Below are 13,269 nucleotides of genomic sequence, written 5' to 3' on the forward strand. Positions count from 1 at the left end.
TGAGATAAACTCTCATTAAGCTGGCGATCGCTGACTAGAGTGTGACACTTCATAATTCTTAGTAATCGCTAAAAGTCTTACTATACAAGGGCTAGAGCAACTTTTGATTTCAACGACTAGGGTGCGGAATGTGGGTTTAAAATTCGCTCAAATCAAGATGATTAATTTCCAGCAATTCTCATTTTGAAACGATTTTGCGTTGTTTCAGCGATCTAGAGATTCGTTAAGAATTATTAACCCCTCTAGGTGCAAGGGTTTTAATGTCATGAAACCTTAAAATGAGAATTGCTGCTTTCTTAATCAATCTTGAAATCCCAAAAATTCTTTGGTACAATTACGTAAGGGAGTTTCCCCCCCCTGTAAGTTAGGTAAGCAAAATAAATTACACAATGTCCGATGCAAACAGAACGAAGTGGAGTGAAGCAATCGCTAGGACTTGGGATTGCTCAGCTATCGTTCGCATCGAACCCTATAGTATGTAATTAATTCTGTACAGGTACTTATTAGTCAATACTCTCAAATCCGTGAAATCACTAACCCTATGATCAATCCACTCAATAAACTAATGATTTCTCAACCCCCCTCAAAAGCCGATTTAATCAACCTCTTAGAAGCCAGGGGAGAGTTACAACAAACCCTATTCGCTCTTGCGCGTCAAGTTCGTCGAGAACAAGGGGTAGATGCGGTTACTATGCGAGGGGTCATTGAAATCTCCAATGTTTGTCAGAAAAACTGTGAATATTGCGCTATGAGAGCCAGTAATCAAGAGTTACCCCGAACTCGGATGTCCGCAGAAACGATCTTAGCGATCGCTGACAAAATCAATCAAACAGGAATTCCCATTCTTTTCTTACAAGCTGCCCAAGATCCGCTTTGTGATCCCATTTTGGAGGAAGTGATTCCCGAAGTCAAGAAACGCTATGACATGAGTATCTTGCTCTGTTTAGGGGAGAAAAAAAGAGAAGTGTACGAGAAGTTTGCAAAATTAGGGGCAGATTCTTATATTCTTAAATTTGAAACCTCTAGCCCAACTCTCTATCGTCATATTGCTTATACTCCCCTTGAAAAACGGATTCAATGTCTTCGTTGGCTACAAGAATTAGGTTATAAAGTCGGCACAGGAAATATTGTGGGTTTACCTGAACAAACGATCGAGAATTTAGCCGAAGATATCTTAAAAGTGTGGGAACTTAGAACGGATTTTGCCAGTTCCTCTCCGTTTATTCCCAATCCGGGAACTCCTTTATCTCATTTGGGTTATGGAGACTTAAATTTAACCCTCAATACCATGGCCATTTATCGCATTCTCCTCAAAGATATATTAATTCCTACCATCAGCGCTTTAGAAAAAATTCAACCCGGCGGTCAGTTAATGGGGTTAAATGCGGGAGCTAATGTGATTACGGTGAACTTTACCCCGAAAGCACAACAAGAAAACTATGTCATCTATTCCGATCAACGGTTTGTGGTGAGTTGGGAACACGCTAAAAAAATCATCAGCCAGGCAGGTTTAACCTTGAAATCTTCTGAAATTCTTGCCTATACTGCTTAAAAATCATTAGAAACTTTCTAAAAAACATAGAGGAAAATTCCATCATGGTTGCAACTGTTTTACGTCCCTTCACGGTTAGCCCCCGTCATCAACATCTTATTGAACGCGCGGAAACTCGCCTTGAAGACTTTAAACGCTTAAAAGAATTAGGGCTGCTCACCCAAAGTGGAGATTATTTCCCTTCTGTCCACTATCCTCCCATTACCATGTATCCAGAAATCACCGAGGAGGAGCTATTTAAGGATTATACCTTGCCTGTCGATGGTAAATTCGACATTTACGTTCATATTCCTTTCTGTCGTCGTCATTGTACTTTCTGTCATTATCCCGTTGTGACGGGGGCTTCGGATGAGGAAAAAAGCTTCTACCTCAAAGCCCTAGAGAAAGAAATGGATCTTTACATGAATCGCCTAGGAATTGACAAGATTCAGGCTCGTTCGATTCTCATTGGGGGGGGAACACCAACTTATCTGACTTTGGAGCAACAAAAATACTTCTTTGATTTCTTTACCCAACGGGTGGATTTATCTAGCTGTGGCCAGTTTAACTATGATGTCGATCCGGTGACGTTAATTGGTACGGAAGGGATTCAACGCTTAGAAATGATGCGTTCTTATGGAGTTGATCGTCTTACGATTGGAGTTCAATCCCTTAATGATCGGGTGTTAAAATTAATGAATCGTCATCATGGCTCAAAAGAAGCCTTAGAAGCGATTGAACTGTGTCATCAAATGGGATTCCAGTTAGATATTGAATTTATCTTCGGTTATCCTGGAGAAACCATCGAAAATTGGATCGAGGTGATGGAACAGGCGGTTACTTTACCCGTCGAAGAAATTCAACTCTATCGTCTGAAAGTGGAAGCGTATGGCGATTATCAAGGACCGATCAAGAAAGTCACCGAAGTTCGTCCCGAAGATATTCCTAACAATGATGAACAAATCATGATGAAACAGATTGCCATTGATATCCTTAATGAAAATGGATATTATGAGAATCTACGTCGAGTCTTCAGCAAAAAACGAGAACATTACTCCTGTTATGCCGATAATCAATGCTGTGGCTTACTCGATCAACTGGGATTTGGTCAAACCGCCTTCAGTAGTCTTCGCAATCGCTTTGGTTTAAATACCCAAAACTTTGATGAATACTACAGCAAGATTGAGGCCGGAAAACTCCCTTTAAATCGCGGTTATGTTCGTAATACTGATGAACAACAACGATGGGCAGTCATTCTTCCTTTGAAAAACCGTTGTGTTTGGAAGAGTTATTTCAAAGAAGTGACGGGTGGAGCGGACTTAAATGAAGTTTTTGGCCAGAAAATTGAGCGATTAAAAGCCTATGGCTTACTCAATGAAGACGAAGAGAAAATTGAGTTAACCAAGCTGGGAGGGTTCTTTGCTGATGAATGCGCTCAATACTTCCATAGTCCTGAGTTCCTTAATTTTCCGGCTGAAACCTATGCTAAAGGACCGTTGCATCCCTGCTTAACCTAACCTAATCATGAAACAAGTCCAAGTTAAATAATAATCCCAGAGATGGCCTTCAGAATTCAATTCAGGAGGTCATTTTCTTTGTTTTATTGTACTGGTGCAAGATGTGATAACTGAACTTCCCCCATACATATATACCCCACATTCCGCACCCTAAAGTGTCACATTGAAAATTTTATCCAAATCGTCAAAACGATTGCTGGCTCTGAATTACAGGCTAATTTGTTTGTCTAGCAGATGCACAATTAGCCCTAAAAATCTGATAGCTCTGATACCAAATTATTGAGATAAACTCTCATTAAGCTGGCGATCGCTGACTAGAGTGTGACACTTCATAATTCTTAGTAATCGCTAAAAGTCTTACTATACAAGGGCTAGAGCAACTTTTGATTTCAACGACTAGGGTGCGGAATGTGGGTTTAAGAGCCTGCTCAAACCCAAGATTATAAGCAGCCCCCTCAGACCAAAGTAGATCAACTGAACCCACTGACCAATCAAGTTTAGCCATGTCACCATGAATTGGAATGATTAAATGCTCAAGACCAAGCTGTTTTGCTCGGGTTTTGAGTTCGTCGATAAAAACCGACGAGGAATCCACTGCCATGACAGGGCTTTGGTAGTATTGTGCCAGCAGTAAAGCACTAGCACCACTTCCACATCCTAGATCGGCAATTCGCGGCTTGAGGGGCAAAGTAGAGAGATTACTCAAAATTTTTAGGGAGAAGTCAGAGTCACCAGGCCCTTTACGGTCAAGTCCACGGTGTAAATCAGTTAAAGCGGCAACATACTCAGTTTGATTGTCTGTAGTCATAGAGATTTTTGCTGGCTCTAATAGCTGAAAACAGCCCATTCCTACCCTTCGACTTGGCTCAGGGCAAGGCTTAATCGGTTAGGCGATCGTTCCCGTCAGGGGGGAACTAGGACTAGCATAGGACTTAATCGGCATTCTTCCCGCTAAATGAGCTAAACGTCCCGCTTTTGCCGCCATTGCCATGGCTTGGGCCATCATAGCCGGATTGGCTGCCATAGCGATCGCACTGTTAATTAATAAAGCATCGGCCCCCATTTCCATGGCCCGGGCCGCTTCTGAGGGTGTACCGATCCCGGCATCGACCACCACGGGAATTTGGGACGATTCGATGATAATCGCGATATTTGCCTCATTTTTCAGCCCCTGTCCCGACCCAATCGGCGATCCTAGGGGCATAACCGTGGCGCAGCCAGCTTCCTCTAAACGTTTGGCTAAGAGAGGATCGGCGTTAATATAGGGCAGTACGGCAAAACCTTCTTTAACTAATTGTTCGGCCGCTTGCAAAGTTCCGATCGGATCGGGTAATAAATATTTAGGATCGGGAATAACTTCGAGTTTAATAAAGTTATTGTCTTCCTGTCCCAATAATTTGGCCATTTCTCGCCCTAAACGGGCCACCCGAATCGCCTCTTCGGCCGTTTGACAACCGGCAGTGTTGGGTAACATCCAAATTTTAGACCAATCGATCGCCTCTGCTAATCCCTCATGACCGGGTGCGTTCGTTTGTACTCGTCTAACAGCAACGGTGACAATCTGACATTCACTGGCACTAATACTTTCCTGCATAGTCGTCAGATTGGCATATTTGCCAGTCCCAGTCATCAAGCGGGAGTGAAAGGTTTTCCCGGCAATGGTGAGGCGATCATTTTGGGGCGATAAAAGTGCTTGGGGTTTATTCTCAATAATAGTTAAGGACATAGATGGAATAGTAACGGGTGATGGTTGATTAAAGCGATCGCAGCTAAAATGGGTCAAAATGGGATTAACTTTGTCATTAATCACCAGGTCAGCAATCAAGGAGGCAGTTACAGGAGCGAGTAAAATGCCATTACGATAGTGACCGGTGGCTAAAATCAGGTTATCACAGCTACTGCGGCCTAAAATAGGTAATTCATCTGGTGTACCCGGACGGAATCCCCACCACATTTCTTCGATTTCCCAGTCAGCTAAAGGGGGATAGAGACGGGTAGCACGCGCAAAAAGGGTTTGTAGTCCTTGGGGTGTATTACCCGTTTGCCAGGCGACTTTTTCGGAAGTGGCCCCGATAATTAAACGACCATTGCGACGGGGAACCAGATAGGTTTGCGGACCGAATAAAACCCTAGTTAAGGTCTGGTTAGGGGGCATTTTTACCGCGGCCATTTGACCTTTGACGGGGTGGATCGGGAGGGGTAAAAGTTGACTGGCCCAGGATCCCGCCGCTAAAATGTAAATTTTTGCTTCTAATTCCCCAATTGAGGTATAAATACTCTTGACTTTTCCCTGCTTTTGTTGTAGGGCGTGGACTTCTACCCCTTGGCGAATTTCTACCCCTAAATTTTCGGCCGCTTGTTGCAGGGCAGTCACTAGCTGCCGGTTATCTACTTGTCCATCGTCGGGATACCACCAACCACCGATCACATCTTTACCTAGTCCGGGTTGGTAGAGGTGAACTGCATTGCTGTCTAACCAAATTTTATTAGCTGTATTGGCAGTAATAGGCTGATCTAGCTCGTAAACGGGAGCAAGAATACCACAGGGATAGTAACCGCTATTTATCCCCGTTAAATCCTCGATTTTGCGGCTCCATTCTGGATATAACCAGCGCGATTGTAAACAAAGATCGAGAAACGGACCCGGGGGAATCCCTTCCGCATGGGGGGCTAACATTCCCGCAGCCGCACGACTAGCGGCCTGAGCTATATCTCGAACTAGGAGGGTAACTTTTGCCCCCCGCAATTGCAAATCGACGGCGATCGCTAATCCGATGATACCACCGCCCACGATCAAAATTTCGCTAGTTGAGTTCATAAAAGTCTCTGGCACCAAAGAGAATTACTGAAATGACAAGGAATCAGAAGTTAAAACAAGAAAGACGTAGTAAAATAACATATATATTTTTTTATCCCAATTAATCATAATTTTTAGCTTTATTGACTACTAAACTCGCAATTAGTCAGCCGAGAGAGGGGAGAAGTGAGGATACGGGCATAATTCAAGCTTAAGATTATTTGTAGTCAATCTTTTCTAAGCTTCCCTTTTTCTTTAGAGCATTATGACTTCCCCTGCTGTCGATCGAGTTTATCAAGGTCAATTCGGAGAGTTTACGATTACGGATAGCGATCGCCTAGGTGTGCGTCTCTACCGTCTGGGTTTAAATTTAGCGGCTTTTAGTTTCGCTGTCGCTACAATTATAGTTCTCACCCGACCGCAATTATTGCCCCTGACTAACCTTTTATACATTGGTTTTTGTCTGGGGTTAGGCATCAGTTTACTGACTATCCATATTTATTTAATTCCCCTTCATCGTCTCCTGCAAGTTTTTTGGCTAATCGGGGCGATTACTTCCCTAATTTTCAGCCTCTATTATCAGCTTTCTCCCCTAGAATTTGTCTATAACCACCCGGTGAGTTTATTTGGTGTGGGCTTTATTTTTGCCAGTCTCACGGGGATTTATTTCAAAGAAGCTTTTTGTTTTAATCGTCTAGAAACCAAGTTTTTAACCCCTCTAGTTCCCACCCTTTTACTCGGTCATCTTTTGGGGATATTGCCCTTAAATTGGGAGAAGGGGCTATTAATTCTCTGGGCAACTTTATTCGTTATCTTTGCTCTGAGAAAATTAAGCCAACCTCTCCCCAACGATATCGGTGATAAATCGGTCTTTGAACATCTTAATCATTGATAACTGATAACTGTCTCGGAGTCTCGGAGTCTCAACTAAGTAGGGATGCACAATTATTTGTAGGATGGGTTAGCGGTAGCGTAAACTAGGCGGGCGTTGGGTTTCATGCTTCAACCCAACCTACGTTCATCTGATAACTGATAACTGATAACTGATAACTGATAACTGATAACTGTTACTTATCTGGGGGCCTCTATGGTGGCCGGATTAGCAGTATTGGGAGTCTTGCTAGTGAACATTTGTATTAGACTAAAACCGACAAAAGCGAGTAAAGCTATGCCACCAATAGTAGTAACAATTTTACCCACGAGATTTTCTGTGCGGGGTTGTTCGGGGGCATCCTCGTTGGGATCCTCCGAATGGGCAAAACGATTGTAGAGGAAATCGAGAGCTTCATTGCGGAGTTCGTAGTAACGGGGATCCTCGGTAATTTGGGAACGAACCCGGGGACGAGCAAAAGGCATCTTTAACACCTCACCGATTTTAGCGCTCGGGCCGTTGGTCATCATCACCAAGCGATCGCACAAGAACAAAGCCTCATCGATATCGTGGGTAATCATCAACACGGTTAACTGGTGTTCTTGCCAGATTTTCAGCAATTCTTCCTGTAATTCCTCTTTAGTGATCGCATCTAAGGCCCCGAAAGGTTCATCGAGGATGAGGACTTGGGGACGAATGGCCAGGGCGCGGGCGATCGCAACCCGTTGTTTCATACCTCCCGATAATTGGGGGGGTTTTTTCTGGGCTGCTTCTGTCAATCCCACTAAGGATAGATTTTCTTCCACAATCTTCACCTTCTCAGCGTGAGATTTTTGGGGATAAACCGAATTAACCCCGATATAAACGTTCTCAAAGGCAGTTTTCCAGGGCAAAAGCGAATAATTTTGGAATACCATCATCCGGTCCGGTCCCGGTTCTTTAACCTCTTTATCCTGTAGCAGCACTTGCCCACGACTAGGAGAAGAAAACCCCGCCACCATATTTAAAAGGGTCGATTTACCGCAGCCGGAGTGACCGATAATGCAGACAAATTCCCCCTCATTGATTTGCAAATCCACACCGTCTAAAACGGTGTAAACCCCTTCCTGGGAGGGGTATTCTTTGGCAACATTACTAACTAATAAAAAAGGCTGGGTGGTGGTGCTGGAATTCACGGTCTTATCGGTAAAAGTTTGCATATTCGTCCTAGATTTATTACAACCATTAATTAGCGACGGGATCATCGAGGAGAACTTCTGAGACGCGATAATCGCGACGGATCGAGAAACGTTCCAGATAGCCGATCGGATCGTCAGGATTGAAAATAAGATGATCAAAGAGGGCAAAACTGTGGCGATTGGGTTCCAAATCGGGAAGGCCCAGGGACCGGCAAGCTTCACCAAACAGATCAGGACGACGGACGCGTTCAATCACTTCTACCCAGTTGCGGGGGAAAGGCGCGTAACCCCAACGAGCAAGCTGAGTTAGGGTCCATAGGGCCTCACTCCGGCCTGGACAGTTAGCTTGATCGACGTAAAACTGATTAAATCGGAATAGGGGTTCGGGGGCAGTTCCTAAACCGCGATCATAACCATCGAGGAAACCGGGCCGAATAATTGCCCTATCCACACCCACATACTGGGACTGACTGAGAATATTAACGATTTCTTCTCGATTACGCTGATCATCGCAGTATTCGCAGGCTTTAATTAAAGCTTTCACCATGGCGATGTGGGTTTCAGGATGTTTCGCCGCCCAAGTTTCCTTGACACCGAGGACTTTTTCCTGGTGTCCGGGCCAAATATCAAGATCGGTAGCGATAACGTAGCCTAATTTTTCGTGAACGGCGTAGGAGTTCCAGGGTTCCCCCACACAATAACCGTCGATCTTACCCGCTTTTAGCAGGGAAACCATCTGAGGCGGCGGAATTACGGCTAAATTGACATCACTATCGGGATCGATGCCGCCACTAGCTAACCAGTAGCGTAACAGCAGATTGTGCATGGAGGCGGGGTGAACCATGCCGAAAGTGGCGATTTTATCGGGACTTTGCTGGAGGGCATCCTTTAAGTCCTCCAGTTTTTCTACCCCCAATTCCCTGTATTTATTGCTGAGGGTGATGGCGTTACCGTTGCGACTGAGTACCAAAGCGCTAATGACGGGGACAGAGGGCTTATTGCCAGCGCCAATGGTCATGCTGAGGGGCATTCCCGCCACCATCTGGGCCGCATCGAGACGACCGGTGGCCACTCCTTGGGCGAGTGCTTTCCAGTTGGGTTCTCGTTGCAGGATAACATCCTCTAATCCTTCCTCGGCGAAGAAACCTTTCTCTTTGGCGATAATAATCGGAGCGCAATCGGTGAGGGGGATAAAACCGATGGTGGGATTGGTTTTCAGTCTGGTCGCTTGGCCGATCACTGTCACCGGGCCGGTGGGTTGACCGACTTTCTTCGATCGCTTCTGTTGGTTGAGGAAGTAAACGATCTCGTTACGGAGGGCGTAGTAACTGGGGTGATTAACTACTTCCAAACGATGTCGGGGCCGGGGAATGGGAACATCGAGAATCTGACCGATATGGGCCTCCGGACCGGTGGTTAACATCACCACTCGATCGGATAGTAATAGCGCCTCATCCACATCGTGCGTGACCATGATACAGGTAACGTGGCTTTCTTCGACGATTTCCATCAAACGTTCCTGTAAATTGCCTCTGGTTAACGCATCCAGCGCCCCAAAGGGTTCATCGAGTAGCAGGACTTTTGGCCGTAGGGCTAAAGCGCGGGCGATCGCTACCCGTTGTTTCATGCCTCCCGATAATTCTCCCGGTCGTTTGTTGGCCGCATGGCGCAGGTGTACCATATCGATACTATGTTCGATGACACTTTTGCGTTCAGCAGCCGGCAGATGACGCAGCACGCGATTAACTCCTAGGGCGATATTTTCCCGGACGGTTAACCAGGGCAACAGCGAATAATTCTGGAAGACCACCATGCGATCGGGACCGGGACCTTTAATTTCTTTTCCCTCTAAAATTACCCCTCCCACCGTCGGGCGATCGAGTCCAGCGACCATATTTAAGAGGGTGGATTTCCCGCAACCGGAATGACCGATTAAAGAGATAAATTCCCCTTTAGTAACGCTGAGATCGATATTTTTTAGGGCGATATATTGACGGCCATCGGGCAGAGGGAAAACCTTATCAATGTGATCGACTTCAATAAATGCAGACATTTTCAGTTATCAGTTATCAGTTATCGGTTATCAGTTATCGGTTATCAGTTATCAGTTAAGTAGGGAGGCACAATTATTTGTAGGATGGGTTAGCGGTAGCGTAACATAATCGGGCGTTGGGTTTCATACTTCAACCCAACCTACGTTCATCTTATATTTAATTCCACCCACCTACTTATCAGTTATCAGTTATCAGTTATCAGATGTGAGTTTTTAGTTTACTGTTTACTGTTTACTTAAAAAGCTCCCCACACCCTGCCCCCACCGAAAAACTTTTTGCCGCAAACCCTATTTATTTTCTTCGGGTACAACTAATTTAGCGATGTAGGCCATGAGGCGATCGAGTAGGAAACCAACAATACCCACATAAATCAGGGCGAGGATAATTTCACTGATCATGGAACTATTCCAAGCATCCCAGATAAAGAAGCCAATTCCCACGCCACCGATCAGCATTTCTGCCGCTACAATTGCCAACCAAGATAAACCGATACCGATTCTTAATCCGGTGAAAACGTAGGGAACAGTAGCGGGAAAAAGAATGTTGAAAAAGTATTCAACTTTTGATAACTTCAGCACTCTAGAGACGTTTTTATAGTCTTGGGGAACCTGTTGTACTCCCACGGCTGTATTAATAATAATTGGCCAAATTGCTGTAATAAAAATTACAAATATCGCACTAGGTTCGTTATTGCGAAAAGCCGCTAGGGAGATGGGTAGCCAAGCTAGGGGGGGAACAGTACGCAGGATTTGGAAAATCGGATCGATCGCATCATAAATTAGGGCGTTGCTACCGATTAAAATACCCGCAGCGATGCCAACAATAGCGGCAAGGGTAAACCCGACGGCCACCCGTTGTAAACTAGCAAAAATTTGCCAGAATAACCCCACATCCGTGCCACCATTATTGAAGAAGGGATTAATAATTAATTCCCAGGTCTCGCTAACCACTTTAGTGGGGCTAGGAAGGGGAGCATCGGGACTAAAACAGAGAATTTGCCACAGGAGAAGGAAAATTAATAAAGCAATCGCCGAAGTTGCTAGTTTGGTTAATTTTTTTTGCAGGTCTTTTACCCATTTTTGACCTTGAGAACGACGAGAAATAGAAACAGCCATAATCAGTTATCAGTTATCAGTTATCAGTTATCAGTGGTTAAGTTATCAGTGGTTAAGTTATCAGCTAGCAGAGAATCATCTTTAACTGATCACTGATCACTGATTTAAACCTTTGTAATCTTGAGAGATTTCAGGTAAGCGGTGGGATTTTCGGGATCAAATTTCACGCCATCAAAGAAAGTTTCCACACCGCGAGAGGTAGAGGTGGGAATTTGATCAGCCGGAACATTGAGGGCTGTGGCGGCTTCTCTCCAGATATCTTCCCGGTTAACTTTATCGACTAAAGCTTTGATGTCCGTATCGGCGGGAATATAGCCCCAACGGATGTCTTCAGTCACAAACCAAGTATCATGACTCTTGTAGGGATAGGAAGCGTTATCAGCCCAGAATTTCATGGCTACGGGGCTATTTTCGATTTTGCGACCATCACCGAAATCGATATTACCCTGCATTCTTCCCAAGATATCGGCGGGGTCAATTTTCAGCCATTCCCGTCCTGAAATAATCTCGCACATTTCCTTAACATTAGCGGGATCATTGCACCATTGTTGCGCCTCCAGAACAGCCATAGTTAAAGCTTTTGCCGCTTTGGGATTTTTATCCACCCAATCGGCGCGCATAGTTAGGGCTTTTTCGGGGTGATCTTTCCAAAGTTCCCCGGTAATCAGGGCCGAATAACCGAGTTTTTTGTTAACCAATTGGGCGTTCCAAGGTTCCCCCACACAGAAAGCTTGCATAGTGCCGACTTTCATGTTAGCCACCATTTGTGCTGGTGGCACGACAATTAGGGATAGGTCTTTATTCGGATCGATACCACTGGCGGCTAACCAATAGCGCATCCAGAGATCGTGAGTACCACCGGGGAAAGTGACGGCGGCTTTAACTTCTTTGCCCGCAGATTTAGCTTTAGCAAAGGATTCTTTCAGTACACCGCTATCGAGGCCAACTTTCAGGTCTATATATTCATTAGAAATGGAAACTGCTTGACCGTTGGTATTCAAACGCGCCAGAATATACATTGGTACGGGCTGTTTGGTGATTTTGCCCAAGGTCATTAGGTAGGGCATGGGGGATAAAATATGCGCCCCATCGATACCGTTACCCGCCGAACCTAATTCGAGGTTATCCCGGGTTGCAGCCCAAGAAGCTTGTTTCATAACCTGCACATCGGGCATCCCGTGTTTAGCGAATAAACCTTTTTCTTTGGCGATAATTAAGGGGGCAGCGTCGGTGAGGGCAATAAAACCTAGTTTAGCGGTGGTGACTTCGGGAGTTTCTCCACTGGCAACGGGGGAAGCGGCAGGACTGCCGGCCGGGGAGGGACTGGTTGCGGTATTATTGGGAGCAGTGCAACCGTGGAGAATTGCTGTTCCTACGGCAGTTGCCCCGGCAGTGAAGATAAATCTACGTCTGGAAAGTTTACTCATGGACTAAAAAATCGTGATTAGAAACTAAACAAAGGTGATGAAACGGTGAAAAATTCTCATTACTTCCCCCAACTGACTGTGCGGTTATAACCGAGAAGATTTCTTGAAAGTAACTGTTGATTCAGTAAGGAGGCTTTAATTATTTTTATCTCTCGATCGCTTTTGCTTCTCCATCTAGACAGATTTAGCAATAGTTTTTGTTTAAGAGATTTTTCCCGGAAGCATAACAGTTTTGAGGAGTCGATAGATAGGGGCGGTTTTTAGTCATCTGAGCTAGAAAGATCACTTTATTTCAGGGTTATTACCGAAGCAATTAACTTAAATTTACAGTCTTCAACGGGAAAGATAGTATAGATTGTTACCAAATACTGTCAGCCATGTAATAAAAGCATAAAAATTTGTCTGAAACGCATGGTGGGGCGATGGGGGTTTTTAGCCATCTTGACTCAGTTATCGCATTTGAGTTTGCCGTTCACTGATTACCGGTTAATGTTTACCGATTACTGAAAAATCCCCGCAAATATTAGCGATGCGACCTGCTTGAGACAATCTCTGTTATGCTTTGCAATACCAAATTAAATTGTATTCAGTGCAGATAGAGCATCAAGGATGAAGGGAAATCCCGTCAGAGAAGCAACCTGTAGTTTAGACTAAATGAGAAACCTAAAAAGAAAAAAGAGGAAGAATCAAGCAAAATAGAGAGAAAATAAAAGATGTTAAAGAATTTATCCTCTCTCTATGACCAAATATAACAGATATACCAGATTTCGCCAAGATAC

Annotated in this window: 9 protein-coding genes; 3 read left to right on the top strand and 6 right to left on the bottom strand. The window is 44.6% G+C overall.

Features of this window, described 5'->3' with window-relative positions:
* The first annotated feature begins 565 nt into the window (after positions 1-565).
* On the top strand, positions 566-1,552 hold the full coding sequence (locus O9324_RS07750) for a biotin synthase BioB (RefSeq protein WP_288139888.1): 987 nt from the start codon (positions 566-568) through the stop codon (positions 1,550-1,552).
* Positions 1,553-1,596: 44 nt separating this feature from the next.
* The gene (locus O9324_RS07755; RefSeq protein ID WP_288139889.1) at positions 1,597-3,048 is read left to right on the top strand and encodes a coproporphyrinogen-III oxidase family protein; all 1,452 of its coding nucleotides are present in this window, start codon (positions 1,597-1,599) and stop codon (positions 3,046-3,048) included.
* 295 nt (positions 3,049-3,343) lie between these two features.
* Here the strand turns inward: O9324_RS07755 and O9324_RS07760 are convergent, their stop codons facing one another.
* Positions 3,344-3,856, bottom strand: a complete 513-nt coding sequence (locus O9324_RS07760; RefSeq protein WP_287730960.1) for an SAM-dependent methyltransferase — start codon at positions 3,854-3,856, stop codon at positions 3,344-3,346.
* A gap of 78 nt (positions 3,857-3,934) precedes the next feature.
* Positions 3,935-5,866 (bottom strand): glycine oxidase ThiO, encoded by a 1,932-nt coding sequence (thiO, locus tag O9324_RS07765; protein ID WP_288139890.1) that lies wholly within the window; start codon positions 5,864-5,866, stop codon positions 3,935-3,937.
* A gap of 244 nt (positions 5,867-6,110) precedes the next feature.
* On the opposite strand from thiO, the gene O9324_RS07770 reads away from it, so the two are divergent.
* The gene (locus O9324_RS07770) at positions 6,111-6,737 is read left to right on the top strand and encodes a DUF2301 domain-containing membrane protein (protein ID WP_002768525.1); all 627 of its coding nucleotides are present in this window, start codon (positions 6,111-6,113) and stop codon (positions 6,735-6,737) included.
* 179 nt (positions 6,738-6,916) lie between these two features.
* On the opposite strand, the gene O9324_RS07775 is transcribed toward O9324_RS07770, so the two are convergent.
* The 4 genes from O9324_RS07775 to O9324_RS07790 form a co-directional block, all read right to left on the bottom strand.
* Positions 6,917-7,915 carry a nitrate ABC transporter ATP-binding protein gene (locus tag O9324_RS07775; protein ID WP_288139891.1) on the bottom strand — a complete coding sequence of 333 codons (999 nt, stop codon included), beginning with the start codon at positions 7,913-7,915 and terminating at the stop codon, positions 6,917-6,919.
* Positions 7,916-7,940: 25 nt separating this feature from the next.
* Entirely contained in the window at positions 7,941-9,947 is a 2,007-nt protein-coding gene (locus tag O9324_RS07780) for an ABC transporter ATP-binding/substrate-binding protein (protein WP_288139892.1), read from the bottom strand.
* A 288-nt stretch (positions 9,948-10,235) separates the two neighbouring features.
* Positions 10,236-11,063: a nitrate ABC transporter permease gene (gene ntrB, locus O9324_RS07785; protein WP_287629190.1), complete on the bottom strand. Its 828-nt coding sequence runs from the start codon at positions 11,061-11,063 to the stop codon at positions 10,236-10,238.
* Between the two features lie 104 nt (positions 11,064-11,167).
* The gene (locus tag O9324_RS07790) at positions 11,168-12,490 is read right to left on the bottom strand and encodes a CmpA/NrtA family ABC transporter substrate-binding protein (protein WP_288139893.1); all 1,323 of its coding nucleotides are present in this window, start codon (positions 12,488-12,490) and stop codon (positions 11,168-11,170) included.
* Positions 12,491-13,269: the final 779 nt, after the last annotated feature.

Source organism: Microcystis sp. LE19-84.1B, assembly GCF_027531875.1.
GTDB lineage: Bacteria > Cyanobacteriota > Cyanobacteriia > Cyanobacteriales > Microcystaceae > Microcystis > Microcystis panniformis.